A 22,489-nucleotide genomic window follows, 5' to 3' on the forward strand; every position below is an offset into this window, starting at 1 on the left:
GGCCCGGGCGGGCGGCGCGGGGTGCCCCGGAGGACGATTTGCCGGGCATTCGTGACGAATGGCGGGCTGTGGAGAGACGAAAGGGGCCGGCGCGCGACAATCCGCGCTCTGCTTCACCGACAAGAGAGAAAGACATTCGCGATGGTCATCCAGTGGTTCCCCGGTCACATGCACCTGACCAAGAAAGCCATCGCCGAGCGCGTCAAGGACATCGACGTGGTCATCGAACTGCTCGACGCCCGGCTGCCCGGCTCCAGCGCGAACCCGATGCTGGCCGACCTCACCGGCCACAAGCCGGGCCTCAAGGTGCTCAACAAGCAGGACCTCGCCGATCCGGGATGCACCGAAGCCTGGCTTGCTCACTACAACGCCCAGCCCGCCACGCGCGCCATCGGACTCGACGCGAGCCAGACGGCGCCCGCGCGCCAGCTCATCGATGCCTGCCACGCGCTGGCGCCGAATCGCGGCGGCATGGCCAAGCCGATGCGGGTGCTGATCTGCGGCATTCCCAACGTCGGCAAGTCGACGCTCATCAATACGCTGACCGGTACCCGCAAGGCCAAGACGGGCGACGAGGCCGGCATCACCAAGCTGGAACAGCGCATCGTGCTGGCCGACGACTTCTACCTGTGGGACACGCCCGGCATGCTGTGGCCGCGCATCATCGTCGCCAAGAGCGGCTTCAACCTCGCGGCCAGCGGTGCGGTCGGGCGCAATGCCTTCGACGAGGAACTGGTGGCGCTGGAACTGCTGTCGTACCTGAAGCAACACTACGCGGCGCTGGTCGAAGCGCGCTTCAAGATCGATCCGATCGCGGACCTCGCTGATGACGAAGTGCTCGACGCCATCGGCCGCAGGCGCGGCGCGCTGCTGGGCAAGGGCAAGGTCAACACGCAGAAGGCGGCCGAGATCGTGATGCACGAGTTCCGCAGCGGCAACATGGGCCGCATCACGCTGGAGACGCCCGAGGAGTTCGCACAGTGGCTTGCGGAAGGGCAGCGGCTCGATGCAGAGCGGCAGGCGAAGAAGGATGCCCGCGCTGCGCGCAAGAAAGGCGCGAAGCCGGCGGCGGCCCCGACGCCCTCCGAGGAAGCCTGATGCAGCCCTACCGCCCCCGCCGCCGCGGCTTGTCCGGCACCGCGCGCGAGCAGCAGTCGCATCAAAGGCGTGACGTGAGCGGTCGACACGATATTGACGTCGGCCTTGGCATCGTTCGGCGTGCTGAAGAAGATCAGCGCCGGCCTGCAGAAATGCGTGCGCCCGCCTATGCTGGCGGATTCGCTTCAAGGAGATCCTTCCCATGCGTTACCTTCCACTGGGCCGCACCGGCCTGTTCGTGTCCGAACTCTGCCTGGGCACCATGACTTTCGGCGGCGGCGAGGGCATCTGGACCCATATCGGCGATCTGCAGCAGGCGGATGCCGAGCGGCTGGTCGGCTCGGCGCTCGATGCCGGCATCAATTTCATCGACACCGCCGACGTCTACTCGGGCGGCCTGTCGGAGCAGATCACCGGGCAGGCGCTGAAGAACCTCAAGGTGCCGCGCGAGAACGTGATCGTCGCGACCAAGGTCTTCGGCGAGACGGGACCGGGCCCGAACGCGCGCGGCGCCTCGCGCGGGCACATCATGGACGGCGTGAAGGCGAGCCTCAAGCGCCTGCAGCTCGACCACATCGACCTCTACCAGATCCACGGCTTCGACCCGGCCACGCCGATCGAGGAAACGGTGCGCGCGCTCGACCAGCTCGTGCGGCAGGGCCATGTTCGGTACGTGGGTGTTTCCAACTGGGCCGCGTGGCAGATCGTGAAGGCGCTGGGCGTGGCCGAGCGGCTGGGTCTCGCACGCTTCGAATCGCTGCAGGCCTACTACACGATCGCGGGCCGCGACCTCGAACGCGAACTGGTGCCGATGCTCGCGAGCGAAGGCGTCGGCCTGATGGTGTGGAGCCCGCTCGCGGGCGGCCTGCTCAGCGGCAAGTACGGACGCGAGCAGCAGGCGGAGCAGGGCAGCCGCCGCACCACCTTCGACTTCCCGCCGGTCGACAAGGACCGCGCGTTCGACTGCGTCGATGCGATGCGCCCGATTGCAGCGGCGCACGGCGTGTCGGTCGCGCAGATCGCGCTGGCGTGGCTGCTCCATCAACCGCAGGTGACGAGCGTGATCATTGGCGCAAAGCGGCCGGACCAGCTTGCGGACAACATCGCGGCCACGAAGGTTTCGTTGAGCGCGGCCGAGCTTGAACAGCTCGACGCGGTCAGTCGACTGCCGGCCGAATATCCTGGCTGGATGTTCGCGCGGCAGGGGAATACCGGCGCAGGCAGCTCGCGGAAGCGAGGCGCGGTTCCGCGCCATGAGACCGGATTGACGATCAGCCGAAGATTCTCGCCAGCAGTGACGCCAGGGTCGCTTCCGCGCTCGAGATCATCTGGGCTTCGATCCCTCTCGCGGACGCGGTGAAGTCGGCATGGCGCGCGAAGGGGGCCTGCTTTTCCAGCGGCGGCAGCATGATCGGCACCGATCTCAGGTCCGTCTGGTTCAGGCTCGCCTGGTTGACCGCGCGCCTGGCGTTGAGCTGGAAATGCTGCCGCGTGCGCGTCGTCTGCAGCGCGGAGAAGACGTATTGCGCAAACGCCCGCTCCGGATCGACCACCAACCGCATCATGTTCGATTCGAATACCGTCGGCTCCGGCAGCGTGCGGATCATGACGCTCTTGCCCAGATGCTCCGCGCTGTTGACGCGGTTGACGAGGATGTCACCTCCGGCGAGCGTGTACCGCCGGGCCTCGTTCTCGTCGAGGCGCAGCCGCTTCAGGCTCCCCGGTTCGCAGAGGTCGCCTTCACGGAAGCTGTCGATCCGCACGATCGGCGTGCCGTCGCCGTAGGCCGACTTGTGCTTGTACAGCCCGTTCTGCGGCGGAGTCTTCAACAGGGTCTCCAGCGGCACCACCGGCCAGTTCTTCGGATTGGCGACCGAGTCGCCGAAGCTGTCGGCGTAGAGCGCCGGCAGCAGCCGTAGCGTTCGTTCCCGTATTTCGCGGCGCAGGCGCAGCGCGCGTTGTGCGCACAGCAGCATGTCGACGATGCGGCGCTGCGTCTCGAGCGGCGGCAGCGGCATCGTCTGGTCGAGCACGCATTGCTCGGAAACGGCCGGGTACAGCGCACCTTTCGCCAGGCGCTCCAGGCTGCGGGTGAAGCTCGCCGACTGAACGAAGAAGTAGAGGTACTCGGGCAGCACGCGCGGCGTCGCGCGCAGCACGCAGAACGCGGTGCTCGCCACTTCGCCGTCGAGCGAATCGGGCACCAGTGCCACCGCGTTGAGATTGGGCCGCACGGTGGAGACCAGCACGTCGCCGGTACGCAGCAGCCTTCGCGCGCGGCCCGGCGCTTCGGCGCCGCGCATCGTCCGCGCGGCGGTGATGGCCTTGACCTCGTTGTCGATGGCCGTGACATCGACGTAGGTGATCGGATCGTCGGGCCAGGCAGACGGGTTCATCGTGCCCGTTTTCGCCTCGACCACCTCCCGCAGCGCGATCCGGCGCGCGGTCACGCCTTGTACTCCCTGACCATGTCCCGCAGTGTCTCCATCACCTTGACCAGTTCGAGCTCCCTGGCGATCACGTCGTCGAGCAGCTCGAGGAAGTCCTGGTGTTCGGCCTCGCTGCGGCCCAGCGGGCGGTAGCGGCTCGCCGTGAGGTTGTAGCTGTTGTCGCGCAGCGCGGCTGCGTCGGCAAACCACCATTTTTCGTTCCAGTCGGCGTCGCGTTCTCGAGCCTCCCAGCGCGAAAGGGAGGCTTCTCGGTGTGCATACGCAGCCGCGAGGCGCGGCAGATCGTCCTCCTCATGGGGCGTGTCGTGGTGGGCGTCGAATTCATAGCCGTCCTCGTCCACGTGGAGGAACAGCACGCGTTTCGTGGTTCCACCCTTGCGGAAGAAAAGCACCGAGGTCTTCACGCCCGAGTAGGGCTGGAAGACGCCGCCCGGCAGGCTCAGCACGGCATCTACCTGGTTGTTCTCGACGAGCTGGCGCCGCAGCTCCAGGTGCGCGGCGGATGAGCCGAAAAGAACCCCTTCGGGCACCACGACCGCGGCGCGGCCGCCGTCGCGAAGGCTGTCCTGCAGGTATTTGAGGAACAGCAGCTCGGTGCTGCTCGTGCTGCCCACGCGCACGGCGTCGACGATGCGCGCCTTGTCGACGCGGCCGGAGAAAGGGGGATTCGCCAGCACCAGGTCGTAGCCTCCGGTCGGCAGGCCGAGTTCTTCCTTGCTGGCCTCGTCGAGGACGGAGGTCAGCACGTTGCGCTGGAGGATGCGCACATTGTCCAGTCCACGCAACCGGAGATTCATCGTGGCGAGCCGCACCATCTTCGGGTCGACATCGTTGCCGTAGAAGGTCCTGTTGCGCAGCACGTCGAGGTCCTCGGGCGTGAGCAGATCGCCGAGACCGCGCCGCTGGGTCTTGCCTTCCACTTCGACCTCGACGATCGTTGCGGGCGACGAATGCTTGAGGCGGATGTGGTTGTACGCCGCCACCAGAAAGCCCGCGGTGCCCGCGGCCGGGTCGTAGATGGTCTCGCCGATGGAGGGGTCCACCATCTCGACGATGCGGCGGATGATGTGGCGCGGCGTGCGGAACTGTCCGAGCTCGCCGGCTTGCTTGATCTGCCGCAGCACGTGTTCGAACAGATCGCCCTTGGTGTCGGAGTCGGCATCGGCCGGGCCCAGCCCATCCACGAGTCGAACAACCTGCGTCAGCACCGTCGGATCGTGGATGCCGAGGCGCGCACCGCGCATGAAATCGTGCACGCCGGCCGCGCCGATCTCGGCGAAGAACGGGAAGACCTGCTCGCCCACGAAGTCCACGAGCGCCTGGCCGCCCATCTCCCGGGCCCAGACGGTCCAGCGGAAGCGGCTGCGCGGGATCGCCTGTGCGGCGGTTCGCAGCACGGTCGCCTCGATGCGCCAGCCTTCGCGCGCGGAAGTCTCGGCGCTCCGGAGCGTCCATTCGCCGTCGAAGATGCTCGTGTAGGGCTCTTTCAGGACCTCGGCGCGCTTTCTGTTCTCGTCGTCGATGGTCTCCAGCAGGAAGAAGAAAAAGAGGAACGACAACTGCTCCGCATTGCTGACGGGATCGGGATAGCCACCGCCAAAGAGATAGTCGCGAATCTGGTCGATCGACCGTCGCATTTCAGCGGTCAGGGGCATGGAGGAATCTTGTCATGGGTGTTCTCAGCGATGGCCCGCGAGTCTACGGCCCAATCGGCGCCCGTCAGGGCGGCCTTCGGGCGCACGGTCGCAAGGTGTAGCAAACTTGCGCATCCGGCAGCGCCGCTGTTCTTCATCCGAGGCCCACTTCTTCAATGACACAGAATCCTGATCTCGAAGTGCTTCCGCGTGACATTTCCGCCTACCGCCAGGGCAACACCGGCATCGACTACGTCCACCGCTTCGAGTCCGGCAAGCCCGGGCCGCATGTGCTGATCAACGCGCTGACCCACGGCAACGAGATCTGCGGGATGGTGGCGGCCACGCATCTGCTCGACACCGGCGTGCGCCCCAAGGTCGGCACGCTGACCGTGAGCTTCGCGCACGTCGAGGCCTACAACGCCTTCGATCCGGCCAGGCCCTTCGACAACCGGCAGATCGTGCACAACCTGAACCGCGTCTGGTCCGACGAGTGGCTCGACGGTCCGGAGGACAGCCCCGAACTGCGCCGCGCGCGCGAGCTGCGGCCGGTGGTGGCGGCGGCGGACCACATCCTCGACATCCACTCCACCAGCCAGGACGTCGTGCCCTTCTGGGTGTACCCCGCGTATGAGCGCAACGCCAGGGTCGCGATGGCGATCGGCCTGCCGCCGGTCCATCTCGTGATGCCGGCCGGGTTGGGGTCGGGCACGCCGCTGATCCAGCACGGCCTGCACGCAGGCGCCGATGCACCCGGCGCGGCGGTGGTGGTCGAGTGCGGCCAGCACTTCAAGCAGTCGGCGGCCGACCTCGCGACCGAGGTGACGCTGCGCTTCCTCGCCCATTTCGGATTGATCGACAGGGAACCCGCCGCACCGCCCGCGCCGCAGCGGCGCTACGAGTTGCTGCAGACGCACGTCATCCAGTCCGAGGACTTCCGCTTCGTGCGCCCGCTGATTGGCTTCGAAACCTTCGCCAAGGGCGAGCTCATCGCCAACAACGGGCCCCATGACATCCGCGCGCCGTGCGACGACTGCACCGTGTTCATGCCGGCGCAGCGCGTGATCGTGGGGCGCGAAGCGGTCTACTTGACCAGGCCGCTCTGAAGCGGCAAGCGGATCGGGCTACTTGCCCCAGCTGTCCCGCATCCCGGCCGCACGATTGAACACGCGCTGCCCGTTCGCGCCGAGGTGCGAATCGAGCACGAAGTAGCCGTGCCGCTCGAACTGGTAGGGCGCACCTGGCGCGGCGGACGCCAGCGCGGGCTCGGCATAGCCTTGCGTCACCGTCAGGCTGTCGCGGTTGAGCTCATCGATCAGTTCGCCGGCGCCGGGCTGCGCTGCCGCGAAGAGGCGCTCGTAGAGCCGCACCTCGGCCGGCAGCGCATCGGCGGCCGCGACCCAGGTGATGTTGCCCTTGACCTTGATCGCATCGGCGCCCGGCGTGCCGCTCTTGGTGTCGGGCACCAGCGTAGCCAGCACTTCGACCAGCTTGCCGTCGGCATCGCGCGTGGCGCCGGTGCATTCGATCACGTGCCCATACTTGAGGCGCACCTTGTTGCCGGGGAACAGGCGGAAGAAGCCCTTGGGCTGCACGTCTTCGTAGTCGGTGCGCTCGATCCACACCTCGCGGCCGAGCTTGAAGCTGCGCCGGCCCATCTCGGCATGGTGCGGGTGCACCGGCGCCGTGCATTCGTCGAGCACGTCGTCGCCGCCCATGAGCTCGCCCCAGTTGGTGATCACGAGCTTGACGGGATCGAGCACCACCATCGCGCGCGGCGCGATCGGGTCGAGCGTGTCGCGCAGCGCGGCCTCGAGGCTCGCATAGTCGATCCAGCCGCCGGACTTGGTCACGCCCGAGCGCTCGCAGAAGAGCTTCAGCGCATCGGGCGTGTAGCCGCGGCGGCGCAGGCCCGCGAGGGTGGGCATGCGCGGGTCGTCCCAGCCGTCGACGTGGCCGTCTTCGACCAGTTGCCGCAGCTTGCGCTTGCTGGTGATGACGTGCGTGACGTTGAGGCGCGCGAACTCGTACTGGCGCGGATGGGGCGAGGCGATCAGGCCGCCCTCGGCGAGGCGGTCGAGCAGCCAGTCGTAGAACGGCCGCTGGTCCTCGAACTCGAGCGTGCAGATGCTGTGGGTGATCTGCTCCAGCGCGTCCTCGATCGGATGCGCGAAGGTGTACATCGGGTAGATGCACCACTTGTCGCCGGTGTTGTGGTGCGTCGCGCGGCGGATGCGGTAGAGCGCCGGATCTCGCATGTTGATGTTGGGGCTCGCCATGTCGATCTTGGCGCGCAGCACTGCGGCGCCGTCGGCCAGCTTGCCGTCACGCATCGCGCGGAAGCGCGCGAGGTTCTCTTCGGGCGTGCGGGCACGGAAGGGGCTTTCGGTGCCGGGCGTGTTGAAGTCGCCGCGGGTGGCGCGGATCTCGTCGGCGCTCTGCTCGTCGACGTAGGCGTGGCCGGTCGTGATCAGGTACTCGGCTGCGCGGTACATGAAGTCGAAATAGTCACTCGCGAAGTAGACGTGGTCGTTGCGCGCGCCGGGATGCGCGGGGTCGTCGGCCATCACGGGTTCGTAGCCCATCCATTTCACGGCGTCGCGGATCGCGTCGACGTATTCCTGCTCTTCCTTCTCGGGGTTGGTGTCGTCGAAGCGCAGGTGGCACACGCCGCCGTATTCCTTCGCGAGCTCGAAATTCAGCCAGATGCTCTTGGCGTGGCCGATGTGCAGGTAGCCGTTGGGCTCGGGTGGAAAGCGCATGCGGACCTTGGCCGGGTCCTGCATGCCTTGTGCGTGATGGGCGGCATCGCCGGGGTCGCCACCCCATTTGCGGCCGGAATAGGTGCCCTGCTCGAGATCGTTTTCGATGACGTGGCGCAAGAAATTGCTAGGCTTGGCGGTATCGTTGTCGGCTGCGGCGGAAGTCATTCACGCATTCTACGTGCCGCCAGGGGCCCGTTACCTTTCGCAACCTTCTTCACCGAGCGGCGTACACCGCATTGACACTTGGCGCGTTGAATATCGCTACGGGCGATCGATGGCGCCCGCTTCAACAGGAGTTCAGACATGAACCAAACTCGATCCACACTCTTCAAATGGGCCTCCGCAGGCGCTGTCGCCGCAGGTGCGCTCTTTGCCGCAGCGTCCGCGAGCGCAGCCAACGTGGCCTGGTCGGTGGGTGTCAACGTCCCTGGCGTCGCCGTGGGTGTGGCATCGCCGCAACCGTATTACGTTGCACCGGCGCCGGTCTATTACCCGCCGGCGGCCTATGTGGCCCCGGCACCGGTGTATGTCCGTCCGGCGCCTGTCTATTACGCACCTCCGCCCGTCTACTATCGCCCGGCGCCTGTGTACTACCCCGGGTATTACTACGGCCACGGGCACGGCCACGGTCATCGTGACTGGCGATGAGAGACAGGTCCGAATAGCCTGCTGTCACATGAAAAGGCCGGCCCCATAAAGGGCCGGCCTTTTCTTTGTCTTGTTGGCCTTCTTCTTGCTGCGTCGGACTGGGACTACATGGCCCTGAAGAGGTGGGCGTAAAGGCGGCTGACCGGGATCTTTTCGGTGCGTCCGTGCAGCGTCAGATGCTGCTTGCCCGCCTCGTCGCGATGGACTGCTTCGATCGCGTCGGCGCGCACGACTGCGGCGCGATGGACCTGCCAGAACACCTGCGAATCGAGTTGCGGCAGCAGTTGCCTGAGCGGTGTGCGAATCAGGTATTCGTGCTTCGCGGTGATCACGCGCACGTATTTGTCGGCCGCTTCAAAGTAATGGACTTCGTCGATCGGCACCATTCGCACGGTGTTGCCCGACGATCCCGCCTCGCTCGCGGGAATCAGCTTGAGCGGTGCCACCCCATTGGGTGCGGACTCGGCGGCTCCAAGCACCTTTCGCCACTGAGCCAGCGTGCTGGCGAGCAGGTCGTCCGCCGGCACTGAGGAGGACGAGCGCAGTTCCAACGCAGATCGCAACCGCGCCACCGTGCGCCGCAAACGCTCGGACTGCACTGGCTTGAGCACATAGTCGATCGCCTGCGCATCGAAGGCGCGCGCCGCGTATTCGTCATAGGCGGTGACGAAGACGAGCTGCGGCATGGGCGCCTCGTCGATCGGCCACGCATCGGCCAACTCGGCGGCCACACCCAGTCCGTCGAGGCCGGGCATGCGGATGTCGAGGAAGAGCACCTGCGGAAGCTGTTCGAGCGCCTCGCGCACCGCGCTGCGGCCGTCGCCGACAGTGGCGATCACCTGGAGTTCGGGCCACGCGGTAGCCAGTTCGGCGCGAAGGGCTTGCGCGAGCAGCGGTTCGTCTTCGGCGATGAGTGCGGTCGGGTTCATTCGATTCATGCGGACAAGGGAAAGCGGATGGCCGCGCGCGTTCCGCCGGTCGGCAGCGGGGCCATGGTCAGGGTGCTTTGCGGCCCGTAGACGGTCTGTAGGCGTTCGCGCACCTGCGCGATTCCGAATCCGTCGCCCTTGGAGGGCTCCGTGTCGATGCCCACGCCGGTGTCCGTCACTTCGATGAGCAGGCTTGCGCCGTCGCGCCGGGCACGCACGACGACCTCGCCGCCTTCGACGCGCGGTTCCAGGCCGTGGCGAATGCTGTTCTCCACCAGAGGCTGCAGCAGCAGGGGCGGAACAGGCTGGTTGCCCAGGGTATCGGGGAGGTCGAGCGAGTAGCGCAGGCGCGGCCCCATGCGCACCGACATCAGTTCGAGGTAGTCGCGAAGCCGGTCGAATTCGGAGGCCAGCGGATGCGAGGTGGCGCGCGAGCCGGCGAGGGTGACCCGCAGGAAGTTGTTGAGGTGGTCGAGCATCTCGACGGCGCGCGGCGGATCGACCGTGATCAGCGCGCGCAGGTTGGCCAGTGTGTTGAAGAGCATGTGCGGCTCGAGTTGGGCCTCGAGCAGCTTGAGCTCGGCTTCGCCGGCGTCGCGTTCGGCGGTCGCGATCTTGGCGGTCAGCGCGGCGGCCCTGCCACGCGCATGGAAGTAGAAGCTGGCGGCGGCACCGGCGACGACGGTGATGACCAGGCTGATGGCGTTGTCGCGCGGCGAGGAGACGTTCGTGTAGCCGAACAGGTAGTCGCCCACGCGGTCTCCGACCAGGAAGCCGCTGCCGATGCCCAAGACCGTCAGCACGAGGCCGCGCCAGCCCTTCGGCCAGCCATGGCCGCCGGTGCTGTCGGTATGGCAGTGGCGCTCGTCGACGAGGTAGCGCCCGAACTCGATCACGGCCCAGATGACCGTGCCCACGGACAAGGCATAGCCGACCTGCATCAGGTAGGTCTTGTTCGGCCAGATCGTGGTGGTCAGCACCGCCACCACGCAGCAGAACGCGATGACTTGCAGGTAGTGGCGGCCGGCGCTGAACCAGTGGATCTTCATGGCGCCAGATTCTGGATGAAGAAGCGCGCGATGGCGTCGTAGACGGCGGGCAGGCTCGCCCGGTCGAAGCCCGGCGGGTCGTTCAGGAGCCGCGCCGCGCGGTCGGGCAGGTCCGGCACCTGGGGCGACAGGATCGAGCCGTGGCCCGCGGCGGGCATGTCGGCGACCAGCGTGCAGTGGGTGCCGCAGGCAGCGCGCACCGCGTCGATGTGCCATTGCGGCGCGAGCCACTCGTCGTGGCCGGCGCGCACGAGGCCCAGCGGAATCCGGGGCTTCGCGAGCGAGCTCATCTCGATGGTCGCGGCCATGGGCACGGCCGCCACCGCCGCAGTGATCCTCGGATCGCTCCAGGATTCGAGCGCGGTCTGGCTGCCCAGCTTCCAATCGATCACGCGACGGGAAGCCGCGAGGCGCAGGCCGTCCAGCATGCCGCCCGTGAGCGAGGTCGCAAGACCCACGCAGGCCGGGAAGTCCTGCGCCAGGTGCGCCCGGCAATGGGCATTCAGCAAGGCCGGGGACCAGCGCGCGCCGGCCAGGGTCAAGGCCGTGAGGCCACCGGCCGACATGCCGTAGACGCCCACATGGCTGAAGTCGAGCAGCGGCGCGAAACGCGCGTCGGCGGCCATCGCATCGATGGCTTGGGACACCTCCCTGGGGCGATGGCGCCAGGTGGCCGGGCCGACATCGCGCATGTCGCGGTAGTTGTCGCCTGCATGCTCCGGCATGGCGACGGTGAAGCCGGCGTCCACCAGCGCGATGGCCAGATCGCCCTGTGGCCAGGGTGAGCCGCCGGAGCCGTGCGACATGATGACCAGCCGGCCATTGCCGCGCAGCGGGGCGGCGTCGGCGGCCAGATTGAAGGAGAAGGGGCCGCGGGTGAAGCGGGCCGGCGCGGCAGCGGTCGGGTAGAACACCGTGACCGGGCCGGTGTCCGGCGGAGCCGGCAGCACCGTCACGCCGGTGGCCGCCAATGCGGCGCCGCACAGCAGGCCGGACAGCGCCAGGGCCAGGAGGCGTCGTGCGCCCGCCTTCACCACGGGTCTCCCTGGGTGCCGCGGGCCAGCCTGGCGCGTTCGCGCTCGGTCATCCGCTCGAGCAGCGTGCCCCCGGGGGCAGCATCCAGACCGAGATGCCGTGGGCCAGCAGGCCGACGCCCCAGCCGAGCAGCGGGAAGACGGTCCAGGCCCGGCCGCTCGCCGCCGAGAGCGCGACCAGCCCGAGATTGACGGTGGCATAGATGCCTGCGTGGATGAACCAGCCCATCTTGGCCTTCGCACGCTTGCGGGCCAGACGGTCGATCTCGTCAGTACTCATGATGAAACTCCTTCCAAGCTATCCATTGATCCATTGCGCGACGCGCCGTCCGCATCGGATGAAACGCCGCAGCCAAGCCCAGGAACCCCGCGGAACCGGCTCCGCCGGGCCGCCGGGGTTGTCCCCGGAGAGGGGTGGAGAGCGACACGAAGTGCGCGAGCCTGGGGGTGAGTCTCATCCTATGCGGCGAGCGCCGTGGATTCGGTGCGCATCGCGAGGCGCCAGAGCCGGATGGCTCGCCCGATGAAGATGCCCGTGAAGGCACCATACAGCGCGCTGACCCCGTCGGCGAAGGCAGGCTGGTGTCCGAGCTCGGGATGCATGGCGAGCAGCACGCCCACGATGTACTTGGTGAGGAAGATGCCCATCATGAGCATCAGCGGAACGGCCGTGCCGGCCACATGGAACCGGCGCGCTGCCGTGTCGTAGCGCGTGCCTGCGGGCAATCCGCGTTGCAGTACCAGCGCGAGCGTCGCGAAGGCCACGGCCGCCCATGCCAGCAGCGAGACGATCGAGTCGCCGAAGGCCGAGGCGACGCCGTAGATCGAGAGGCCGCCCATCGCGATCGGCATCAGCGTCATGCGGCTCAGGCTTGGGCTGGTTGCCGTGAGCTGGCGCGCGCCGAGCCACAGCAGGGCAGCGAAAAGGCCGAAGACCCACTTGGGCGTATGAAGAAGGATCTGCGTCAGCATGGTGTGCTCCGTGAGAGTTGGGAGAAAAGAGGGAATGCGAAAGAAAAAAGGCGTCAGGCGATGCCCAGCCACTGGCTCCAGAGAAGCTGGCCGAGGTAGCGGCTCGGCAGCAGCGTGAAGCCGCCGGCCACGATGCAGGCGCTGATGTAGGTCACCTGCATCGCGAGGCGGTGGCCGCGGATGTCGCCCCGGAAGAGCTTCCAGAAGGCCCGCCCGAGGCCATAGAAGACCGCCGGCACCAGCAAATGGATCAGCGTGAACCCCGAGATGTTGGGCAGCCTGAAATCGCGGATGAAGACGGCCGAGACGGCGGTCATCACCATCAGGGTCACCCATGCATAGCCCAGGGCGCGATGCAGCCGCGGGTGCTGGGTGCGGCCACGGCGGGCCCAGAGCACCACCGGCCCGAGGACCAGCGCGCTGACGGCTGCGGTGAGGTGGACGGCGATGATCGGGGACATCTGCATGGCGGGCTCCTGAATCGATGGCCGGACTGTGCCGACGGCCCGCGTCGCCCGCCATGGCGATGCGACGAACTGCATCACGGCGGCGCCAGTTGCAGATCGCTGTCGCCAGATGCAGACGTCAACCCGGGCTTTACCGAGGCTTTACGGTTTGTCGTCACTGGGCGCTACGATTCCCGGCTCCACTCAGACGCATACGTCGAAAGCCTGACTCCAACAATGTCGTCTCCCAACGCCGAGCCCACCCGTCCCATTGATCCTGAACCTCGGCCCCCTTCGCGTGGACGGCGCTGGCTGGGCGCGGCGCTGGCGTTGATCCTGGTGGCGGGCCTGGCTGGCGGTGCGTGGTATCTGGTCAATCGCTCCGGCGAGCCGGCCGGCGGGCGTCCCGGCTTCGGCGCCGGCGGCATCGCTCAGACGGTGGGCCATGCGTCGGCGCACCGCACGGATCTCCCCATCCTCATCGACGCCCTCGGCACCGTGACGCCGCTGGCGACGATCACGCTCAGGCCGCAGGTCGGCGGCGTGCTGACCGAGGTGCTCTACACGGAGGGCCAGACGGTCACCAAGGGCCAGTTGCTCGCGCGGATCGATCCGCGCCCCTACGAGCAGGCGCTGGCGCAGGCCCAGGGCACGCGGGTGCGCGACGAGGCGCAGCTCGAGGCCGCGCGCGTCACGCTGGCGCGCTACCGCACGCTGCTCGGGCAGGACTCGATCGCACGGCAGGACGTCGACACCCAGGCCGCGCTGGTCAAGCAGCTCGAAGGCGCGGTGATCACCGACCGCGCCGCCGAGGCCGCGGCCAAGCTCAACCTCGACTACACCCGCATCACCGCGCCGGTGGCCGGCCGCATCGGGCTGCGCACGGTCGATCCGGGCAACACCGTGACCGCCAACGCGACCACTGGTATCGCAGTCATCACGCAGATGAACCCGATCGACGTGCAGTTCTCGGTGCCGCAGGATCGCGTGCCCGACATCCAGGCGCAGCTCGCCAAGGGCGAAGCGCTGCACGTGAAGGCGCTGGATCGCGTGCGCAGTTCGGTGCTCGACACCGGCACCTTCTCGACGCTCGACAACATCGTCGACACCAGCACCGGCACGGTCAAGGCCAAGGCGCGCTTCGCGAACCAGGGAGCGCCACTGTTCCCGAACCAGTTCGTCAACATCCAGATGACGCTGCGCACCGTCAGCGCCGTCGTGGTGCCCGTCACCGCGGTGCGCACCGGGCCCAACGGCACCTTCGTGTACGTGATCAACGAGGACCGCACGGTCTCGATGCGCCCTGTCAAGCGCGGCGAGGCGACGGTCGATCTGGTGGCGATCAACGATGGCGTGAAGGAGGGCGAGCTCGTCGTCACCGAAGGCGGCGACCGCCTCAAGGACGGCGCGCGCGTGACCCTGCAGGGCGACAAGCCCACGGCGCCGCGCCAGGGCGCGAATGGCCAGCGCGGACAGCGTGGCGATGGACAGCAACAGAGCCGCCGCCAGCGCCCGCCGCCGCAGTAAAGGACTGGAAAGAAGATGAGTCCTTCGCGCGTCTTCATCGAGCGGCCGGTCGCGACCGCGCTGCTGATGCTCGCGATCGTCCTCGCGGGGCTGGTCGGCTTCCGGTTTCTGCCGCTGGCCGCCTTGCCGCAGGTCGACTACCCGACCATCCAGGTGCAGACGCTCTACCCGGGCGCGAGCCCGGAAGTCATGAGCCGCACCGTCACGGCGCCGCTGGAGCGCCAGTTCGGCCAGATGGCCGGCCTCGACCGCATGAGCTCGACCAGCGCGACCGGTGTGTCGATCGTCACGCTGCAGTTCACACTCGACCAGACGCTGGACGTCGCCGAGCAGCAGGTGCAGGCGGCGATCAACGCGGGGGCTCGCTGCTGCCGGCCGATCTGCCCGCGCCCCCGGTCTACGCCAAGGTCAATCCGGCCGACGCGCCGATCCTCACGCTGGCGGTCAGCTCCGAGACCATGCCGCTCACCGAGGTGCAGAACCTCGCGAACACGCGGCTCGCGCAGAAGATCAGCCAGGTCGGCGGCGTGGGCCTGGTCACGCTCTCGGGCGGCCAGCGGCCCGCCGTGCGCATCCAGGCCAACACCAACGCGCTGGCGTCCGTGGGCATCGGGCTCGACACGCTGCGGCTGGCGATCGCGGCGGCCAATTCCAACAGCGCCAAGGGCAGCTTCGACGGCCCGAAGCGCGCCTACACCATCAACGCCAACGACCAGCTCGTCACCGCGGCCGACTACAAGAACCTGATCGTCGCCTGGAAGAATGGGGCGCCGGTGCGCCTGACCGACGTGGCCCGCGTGATCGACGGCGCCGAGAACACCCAGCTCGGCGCGTGGGCGGCGATTCGATCGGACGAAAGGGCCGGCAGCGAAGACGCCGGGCCCTATCCGGCCATCATTCTGAATGTGCAGCGCCAGCCCGGCGCGAACGTGATCGGCACGGTCGACTCCATCAAGAAGCAGCTGCCCGAGCTCGAAGCCTCGCTGCCCGGCGCGGTCAAGGTCGAGGTGCTGAGCGATCGCACCACCGGCATCCGGGCATCGGTGAGCCACGTCCAGCTCGAACTCGCGCTCGCGGTGGTGCTCGTGGTGCTGGTGATCTTCCTGTTCCTGCACAGCCTGCGCGCGACGGTCATCGCCAGCATCGCGGTGCCGATCTCGCTGGTCGGCACCTTCGGGCTCATGGTCCTGATGGGGTACAGCCTCAACAACCTGAGCCTGATGGCGCTCACGATCGCGACCGGCTTCGTGGTGGACGACGCGATCGTGATGATCGAGAACATCGCGCGCTATCTCGAGAAGGGCGAGCCGCCGTTCCAGGCCGCGCTCAAGGGCGCGACGCAGATCGGCTTCACCATCATTTCGCTGACGGTGTCGCTGATCGCGGTGCTGATTCCGCTCCTGTTCATGGGCGACGTGGTCGGCCGGCTGTTCCGCGAGTTCGCAGTGACGCTGGCGATCACGATCCTGATCTCCGCGGTGGTGTCGCTGACGCTGGTGCCGATGATGTCGGCGCGCTGGCTCAAGCCGGAGTCGGAAGAGGGCGGCCGCTTCGGCGCGCGCGTGCAGCGCTTCTTCGAGCGCGTGATCGCACGCTACGACGCATGGCTGCAATGGGTGTTCCGCCACCAGCCGCTGACGCTCCTGGTGGCGGTGCTGACGCTGGCGCTCACGGTGGTGCTCTACGTCGTCATTCCGAAAGGCCTGTTCCCGACGCAGGACACCGGCCAGCTCAAGGCCCGCATCGAGGCGGCGCAGGAAGTCTCGTACGCGCGCATGGCCGATCTGCAGCAATCCGCCGCGAACACGATCCTGGCCGACCCGGACGTGCAGAGCCTGAGCTCGGTGGTCGGCGTCGATGCCGCCAACAACACGGCGATGAACATCGGCAGCATGCTGATCAACCTGCGCAAGGGCCACGACCCGCAGGCCGAGGTGATGCAGCTTCTGCGCGAGCGGGTGCGCGCCAACGTGGCCGGTGTCATGCTCTACCTGCAGCCGACGCAGGACCTGACCATCGACGCCGAAACCGGGCCGACCGAATTCCGCGTCTCGCTCGAAGGCGTGGACACGGCCACGGTGGACACCTGGGCGCGCAAGCTGGTCGAACGCCTGCGCAGCGAACCGCTGGTGCGCAACCCGACCACGGACGCGGGCGCGCAGGGTCTTGCCGCCTACGTCGACGTCGATCGCAACACCGCATCGCGGTTGTCCGTCACCGCGAGCTCGGTGGACGATGCGCTCTACAGCGCCTTCGGGCAGCGCATCGTCTCGACCATCTTCACCGAGACCAACCAGTACCGCGTGATCCTCGAAGCGCAGCGCGAGCCGCTGTCTTCGCCCGAAGCACTCGGCAACCTGCAGTTGCGCACCGGATCGGGCGCGGCGACGCCGCTGTCGTCGCTCGCGACGGTGCGCGAGCAGTACGCGCCGCTGCAGGTCACGCGCGTGGCGCAGTACCCGGCGGCGACCATCGGCTTCGACACCGCGCCGGGCGTGGCGCTCGGCAAGTCGGTCGCGGCGATCCGCGCGGCGGCCAAGGAGATCGCCATGCCCGGCAGCGTGAGCATGACTTTCCTCGGCGCGGCGGGGGCCTACGAGAAGTCGCTCACCAACCAGCTCTGGCTGATCCTCGCGGCGGTGGTGTGCGTGTACATCGTGCTGGGCGTGCTCTACGAGAGCTACATCCATCCGCTGACGATCCTCTCGACGCTGCCCTCGGCCGGCGTCGGCGCGCTGCTCGCGCTCATGTTGACCGGCAACGACCTCGGCGTGATCGGGATCATCGGGATCATCCTCCTGATCGGCATCGTGAAGAAGAACGCGATCATGATGATCGACTTCGCGATCGACGCAGAGCGGCACCAGGGCAAGTCGCCGCAGGAGGCCATCCATCAGGCCGCGCTGCTGCGCTTCCGCCCGATCCTGATGACGACGCTGGCCGCGCTGTTCGCCGCGCTGCCGCTGATGTTCGGCTGGGGCGATGGCGCCGAACTGCGGCGGCCACTGGGTCTTGCGATCTTCGGCGGACTGGTGGTGAGCCAGGTGCTGACGCTCTTCACCACGCCGGTGATCTATCTGGCCTTCGACCGCATGGGCCGCAGGCTGGGCGGCGGCGGCAAGAGCGGAACCGGCGACACCGACGGCGACGAGGTGACGGCGTGAGGCGGGGCCGGACATGAATCTTTCCAGGCCATTCGTCGAACGCCCGGTCGCCACGGTCCTGCTGACCATCGGCATTGCGCTGGCGGGCATCATCGGCTTCCTCGTGCTGCCCGTGTCGCCGCTGCCGCAGGTCGACTTCCCGACCATCTCGGTGCAGGCCAGCCTCGCGGGTGCGAGCCCCAGCACGATGGCCTCCAGCGTCGCGACGCCGCTGGAGCGCAGGCTCGGCATCATTCCGGGCGTCAACGAGCTCACGTCCACCAGTTCCAACGGCTCCGCCCGCATCACGCTGCAGTTCGACCTGAGCCGCAACATCGACAGCGCCGGACGCGAAGTGCAGGCCGCGATCAACGCCGCCCGCGTCGATCTTCCGGCGACGCTGCGCACCAATCCCACGTACCGCAAGCGCAATCCGGCATCGGCGCCGGTCATGATCCTCGCGCTCACCTCGAAGACGCGCACCCCGGGCCAGATCTACGAGGAGGTCTCGAACATCGTGAGCCAGCGCCTCTCGCAGGTGGAAGGCGTCGGCGAAGTCGAGATCGGCGGCGGCTCGCTGCCGGCGGTGCGGGTGGAACTGGAGCCCTTCGCGCTCAACAAGTTCGGCATCAGCAGCGAGGACGTGCGCGCCGCGATCCAGGCCAACAACGCCAACAGGCCCAAGGGCGCGATCGAAAGCGCCGACCGCAAGCTGCAGATCTACACGCCCGCGCCGGGGCGCAAGGCGGTCGACTACCGCGACCTGGTGATCGCGTGGCGCAACGGCGCGGCGGTGCGTCTCAGCGATGTGGCACGGGTGATCGACAGCGTCGAGAACACGCGCACGCTGGGCCTCTTCAACGGCGAACCGGCGGTGATCGTGCTGGTCACGCAGTCGCCGGGCGCCAACATCATCGAGACCGTGGACGGCGTGCGCAAGCTGCTGCCCGAGCTGCGCGAGCAATTGCCGCAGGACATCAACATCGAGGTCGCGTCGGACCGCACCAACTCCATCCGCGCGTCGCTGCACGAGATCGAGACGACGCTGATGATCTCGGTCGCGCTGGTGGTGCTGGTGGTGGGCCTCTTCCTGCGCAAAGCGCGCGCGACCATCGTGCCGGCGGTGGCGACCGTGGTGTCGCTGCTCGGCACCTTCGGCGTGATGTACCTGCTGGGCTACAGCCTGAACAACCTGAGCCTGATGGCGCTCACGGTGGCCACCGGCTTCGTGGTCGACGACGCGATCGTGGTGCTCGAGAACACCACCCGCCACGTCGAGGCCGGCATGAACCGCGTGGAGGCCGCGTTGCGCGGCGCGCGCGAAGTCGGCTTCACGGTGCTGTCGATCAGCCTGTCGCTGGTGGCGGTGTTCATCCCGCTGCTCTTCATGGGCGGACAGGTGGGCCGGCTGTTCCGCGAGTTCGCGGTCACGCTGTCGGTCTCGGTGCTGATCTCGCTGGTGATCTCGCTCACCACCACGCCGATGCTGTGCGCCATGCTGCTGCGCAGCGAGGCGGAAGAGGGCGGCAAGAAGCCCGGCAAGGTGCGCAGCTTCTTCATCCGCATCACCGAGAGCGCGTGGAAGCGCACGCTCGTCGCCTATGCCCACAGCCTCGACTGGGCGCTCGCGAGCAAGGGCGTGGTGGTTGCGGTGCTGCTCGCGGTGATCGCGCTCAACGTCTATCTCTTCAACGCGATTCCCAAGGGCTACTTCCCGCAGCAGGACAACGGCCAGCTCAATGCCGGCCTGCGCGCCGACCAGAGCATCTCGTCGGGCGCCGTTGCCGAGAAGCTCAGGCAGGCGGTGGACATCATCCGCAAGGACCCGGCGGTCGATACGGTCGTGGGCTTCTCGGGTGGCGGCCGCGCGGGCGGCGGCTTCATGTTCGTCAACCTCAAGCCGGTGTCGCAGCGCACCGACCGCACGCAGGCGGTCATCGACCGGCTTCGCCCGCAGCTCAACCAGCTCACCGGGCTGCGTGTGTTCCTGTTCCCGGTGCAGGACCTGCGCATGGGCGGGCGGTCGAGCAACTCGACCTACCAGTACACGCTCAAGAGCGACAACCTCAGTGACCTGCGCACCTGGTCGACCAAGCTCGCCGACCGGCTGCGGCAGGAAACTGCGCTGACCGACGTCGACAGCGACGACGCGGACAACGGCGTCGAGACCTTCGTCGATGTCGACCGCGATGCGGCCGCGCGCCTGGGTGTCAGTTCGAGCGCGGTGGACGCCGCGCTCTACAACGCCTATGGCCAGCGCTCGGTCGCGACCATCTACGATGAATTGAACCAGTACTCGGTGATCATGGAATGGGCGCCGCGCTTCCAGCGTTCGCCGATCGTGCTGCGGGATCTCTACGTGCCCTCGACGCTGGCCGCCACCACCAACGCGAGCGGTGCGACGATCGTGAGCTCGGTCGAGGACAACAAGGACGCCACCACCGGCACCTCGACGCTCGTGTCCGCCAACCCGTCTTCGCGCACCGCATCCACCGGCCAGCAGATCGCGACCGACACCACGCTGATGGTGCCGCTGTCGGCCTTCGCGAAGTTCAGCGAGCGCGCGGTGCCGACCTCGATCGACCACCAGGACACCGAGCTCGCGAGCACCGTCTCGTTCAGCCTCGCCGACGGCGTGAACCTGAGCGACGCGAAGCGCATCGTCGCGCAGGCCGAGGCCGACATCGCGATGCCCGTCAACGTGCGCGGCAGCTTCCAGGGCACGGCGCTCGCGGCGCAGCAGTCGCAAGGGCAGCAGTGGTTCCTGATCGTCGCGGCGCTGGTGGTGATCTACATCGTGCTCGGCGTGCTGTACGAGAGCCTCATCCATCCGATCACCGTGCTGACCACGCTGCCTTCGGCCGGCGTCGGCGCGGTGCTGGCGCTGCTGCTGTTCCGCATGGAGTTCTCCATCATCGCGCTGATCGGCGTCTTCCTGCTGATCGGCATCGTGAAGAAGAACGCGATCCTGATCATCGACTTCGCGCTCGAAGCCGAGCGCGCGGGCGGGCTGAACGCTACACAAGCGGTGCGCGAGGCCTGCCTGCTGCGCTTCCCGCCCGATCCTGATGACCACGCTGGCCGCCGCGCTGGGCGCACTGCCGCTCGCGATCGGCTTCGGGCTGGGCGCGGAACTGCGCCAGCCGCTGGGCGTCGCGATCATCGGCGGTCTGATCGCAAGCCAGTTGCTGACGCTGCTGACCACACCGGTGGTCTACGTGCTGCTGGACAAGTTGCGCCGCCGCACGTCCAACGAGAGAAAACTGAGCCGCGCGGCCGGCGTGTCGACATGAGCCGCACGCCACGCGCACCCGAGACCATGACTGCATTCAACCGACCGATTTTTCGCCAGGACCCGCGAGCGCTTGTGCGCACGGCCATCGCTCTTTCCTTGGCTGCGGCGCTGGCCGGATGCGCGGTGGGCCCTGAATACGTCCAGCCGGAGACGGCGAGCCCGGCCGCCTGGAAGTCCGCGCCCGCCGCTGAAGGCTGGCTGCCTGCCGCGCCCGCGGATGCCCTGGATCGTGGCGAGTGGTGGAAGCTCTTCGGCGACCCGGTGCTTGACGATCTCGCGTCCCGCGTGCAGGTGTCGAACCAGAACGTCGCGGCGGCCGTCGCCAACTACGCGCAGGCGCAGGCGCTGGTGCGCGGGCAGCGGGCCGCGCTGTTCCCGAGCGTCACGGTCGATGGCAGCGCGCGCCGCAGCGGTGCGCGCAACACCTCGCCGTCGAACGCGATGGCCGTTTCGCTCAACGCCGACTGGGCGCCGGACGTCTGGGGGCGTCTGCGCAAGGCAGTGGACAGCGCGCAGGCCAACGCGCAGGCAAACGAAGCCGATCTGGCGCTGGCGCGACTGTCGGCCATCGGCGATCTCGCGACCAACTACTTCTCGCTGCGCGAAGCCGATGCCGAGCTGCGCATCCTCGACATCACGCTCGAAGGCTATGAGCGCAGCCTTCAGATCACGCGCAACCGCTACGAAGCCAGCATTGCCGCGCAGAGCGACGTGCTGCAGGCGGAAACGCTGCTGGTCACCACCCGGGCCGAGCGCGTTGCGCTCAAGCGCACCCGCGACACGCTGGAACACGCGATCGCGGTGCTGATCGGTGCGGCGCCGGCCGAGTTCTCGCTGCCGCCAGCCGACTGGAAGCCGGTGGTGCCCGGCATTCCCTCCGGTGTGCCGACGCTTCTGCTGCAGCGCCGCCCCGACATCGCGGCCGCCGAGCGCAGCGTGGCCGCTGCCAATGCGCAGATCGGCATCGCGCGGTCGGCCTACTACCCGAGCTTCACGCTCGGTGGTGCCGTCAGCAGCGGCGCGACCCGCGTGGGCGATCTCTTCAACGCCTCGAACACGCTGTGGTCGCTCGGCCTGTCGGTGGCGCAGGTGGTGTTCGACGCGGGCGCGATCGGCGCGAGCGTCGACGCGGCCAAGGCGAGCCATGAGGCCTCCGTTGCGCGCTACCGGCAGACCGTGCTGACCGCGTTCCAGAACGTCGAGGACCAGCTCACCGCCGGCGCCAGTCTCGCCGAGCAGGAAACCATGCGCCGCCAGGCCTCGGCCGCCGCGGACCGCACCGAGGAGCAGTTCCTCAACCGCTACCGCGCGGGCACCATCGACTACACCAGCGTCGTGGTGGCGCAGGTGTCGGCGCTCAATGCCCGGCGCACGCTGCTGCAGGTGCAGGTCAGCCGGCAGACCGCGGCGGTGGCGCTGATCCAGTCGCTCGGCGGGGGCTGGCATGCGGACTGGATGCAGGACGCCGCGCAACCCGTTGCAAGCAGCGGCTCCTGAGC

General features: G+C 68.0%; 14 protein-coding genes and 2 pseudogenes. 7 read left to right on the top strand and 9 right to left on the bottom strand.

Annotation, left to right across the window (positions count from 1 at the left end; all coding sequences use genetic code 11):
• The first annotated feature begins 141 nt into the window (after positions 1–141).
• Both ylqF and ACQ858_RS06755 read left to right on the top strand, forming a co-directional pair.
• Positions 142–1,098 (top strand): ribosome biogenesis GTPase YlqF, encoded by a 957-nt coding sequence (gene ylqF, locus ACQ858_RS06750; RefSeq protein WP_431275975.1) that lies wholly within the window; start codon positions 142–144, stop codon positions 1,096–1,098.
• A 202-nt stretch (positions 1,099–1,300) separates the two neighbouring features.
• Positions 1,301–2,355, top strand: a pseudogene (locus ACQ858_RS06755) (aldo/keto reductase).
• 14 nt (positions 2,356–2,369) lie between these two features.
• Here ACQ858_RS06755 and ACQ858_RS06760 read toward each other — a convergent pair.
• Both ACQ858_RS06760 and ACQ858_RS06765 read right to left on the bottom strand, forming a co-directional pair.
• A complete protein-coding gene (locus ACQ858_RS06760) occupies positions 2,370–3,548 on the bottom strand; it encodes a restriction endonuclease subunit S (protein ID WP_431275976.1) in 1,179 nt (392 codons plus the stop codon).
• A complete protein-coding gene (locus tag ACQ858_RS06765; RefSeq protein WP_431275977.1) occupies positions 3,545–5,203 on the bottom strand; it encodes an HsdM family class I SAM-dependent methyltransferase in 1,659 nt (552 codons plus the stop codon). The genes ACQ858_RS06760 and ACQ858_RS06765 overlap by 4 nt, the downstream gene beginning before the upstream one ends.
• A gap of 155 nt (positions 5,204–5,358) precedes the next feature.
• On the opposite strand from ACQ858_RS06765, the gene ACQ858_RS06770 reads away from it, so the two are divergent.
• Complete coding sequence (locus ACQ858_RS06770; protein WP_431275978.1) at positions 5,359–6,288, top strand: succinylglutamate desuccinylase; 930 nt, start codon at positions 5,359–5,361, stop codon at positions 6,286–6,288.
• 18 nt (positions 6,289–6,306) lie between these two features.
• On the opposite strand, the gene ACQ858_RS06775 is transcribed toward ACQ858_RS06770, so the two are convergent.
• On the bottom strand, positions 6,307–8,112 hold the full coding sequence (locus tag ACQ858_RS06775; RefSeq protein ID WP_431275979.1) for a glutamine--tRNA ligase/YqeY domain fusion protein: 1,806 nt from the start codon (positions 8,110–8,112) through the stop codon (positions 6,307–6,309).
• A 138-nt stretch (positions 8,113–8,250) separates the two neighbouring features.
• Between ACQ858_RS06775 and ACQ858_RS06780 the strand changes: the two genes are divergently transcribed.
• Entirely contained in the window at positions 8,251–8,595 is a 345-nt protein-coding gene (locus ACQ858_RS06780) for a hypothetical protein (RefSeq protein WP_431275980.1), read from the top strand.
• Between the two features lie 104 nt (positions 8,596–8,699).
• Here ACQ858_RS06780 and ACQ858_RS06785 read toward each other — a convergent pair whose 3' ends face one another.
• The 6 genes from ACQ858_RS06785 to ACQ858_RS06810 form a co-directional block, all read right to left on the bottom strand.
• The gene (locus tag ACQ858_RS06785) at positions 8,700–9,524 is read right to left on the bottom strand and encodes a LytR/AlgR family response regulator transcription factor (protein ID WP_431275981.1); all 825 of its coding nucleotides are present in this window, start codon (positions 9,522–9,524) and stop codon (positions 8,700–8,702) included.
• A gap of 5 nt (positions 9,525–9,529) precedes the next feature.
• Positions 9,530–10,573 carry a sensor histidine kinase gene (locus ACQ858_RS06790; RefSeq protein WP_431275982.1) on the bottom strand — a complete coding sequence of 348 codons (1,044 nt, stop codon included), beginning with the start codon at positions 10,571–10,573 and terminating at the stop codon, positions 9,530–9,532.
• Positions 10,570–11,607, bottom strand: a complete 1,038-nt coding sequence (locus tag ACQ858_RS06795; RefSeq protein WP_431275983.1) for an alpha/beta hydrolase family protein — start codon at positions 11,605–11,607, stop codon at positions 10,570–10,572. The genes ACQ858_RS06790 and ACQ858_RS06795 overlap by 4 nt, the downstream gene beginning before the upstream one ends.
• Before the next feature lie 49 nt (positions 11,608–11,656).
• Positions 11,657–11,887 (bottom strand): 2TM domain-containing protein, encoded by a 231-nt coding sequence (locus ACQ858_RS06800; protein WP_431275984.1) that lies wholly within the window; start codon positions 11,885–11,887, stop codon positions 11,657–11,659.
• 179 nt (positions 11,888–12,066) lie between these two features.
• Positions 12,067–12,579 carry a DUF6622 family protein gene (locus ACQ858_RS06805; protein ID WP_431275985.1) on the bottom strand — a complete coding sequence of 171 codons (513 nt, stop codon included), beginning with the start codon at positions 12,577–12,579 and terminating at the stop codon, positions 12,067–12,069.
• A gap of 53 nt (positions 12,580–12,632) precedes the next feature.
• Positions 12,633–13,046 (bottom strand): DUF2306 domain-containing protein, encoded by a 414-nt coding sequence (locus ACQ858_RS06810; RefSeq protein WP_431275986.1) that lies wholly within the window; start codon positions 13,044–13,046, stop codon positions 12,633–12,635.
• Between the two features lie 216 nt (positions 13,047–13,262).
• Between ACQ858_RS06810 and ACQ858_RS06815 the strand changes: the two genes are divergently transcribed.
• The 3 genes and pseudogenes from ACQ858_RS06815 to ACQ858_RS06825 all read left to right on the top strand — a co-directional run bounded on the left by ACQ858_RS06815 (position 13,263) and on the right by ACQ858_RS06825 (position 22,487).
• Positions 13,263–14,552, top strand: a complete 1,290-nt coding sequence (locus ACQ858_RS06815; RefSeq protein WP_431275987.1) for an efflux RND transporter periplasmic adaptor subunit — start codon at positions 13,263–13,265, stop codon at positions 14,550–14,552.
• Positions 14,553–14,567: 15 nt separating this feature from the next.
• Positions 14,568–17,716: pseudogene (locus ACQ858_RS06820) on the top strand (efflux RND transporter permease subunit).
• A 13-nt stretch (positions 17,717–17,729) separates the two neighbouring features.
• Positions 17,730–22,487: an efflux RND transporter permease subunit gene (locus ACQ858_RS06825; RefSeq protein ID WP_431275988.1), complete on the top strand. Its 4,758-nt coding sequence runs from the start codon at positions 17,730–17,732 to the stop codon at positions 22,485–22,487.
• Positions 22,488–22,489 lie beyond the last annotated feature (2 nt).

The organism is Variovorax ureilyticus (genome assembly GCF_050632185.1).
Taxonomy (GTDB): domain Bacteria; phylum Pseudomonadota; class Gammaproteobacteria; order Burkholderiales; family Burkholderiaceae_C; genus Variovorax; species Variovorax ureilyticus_A.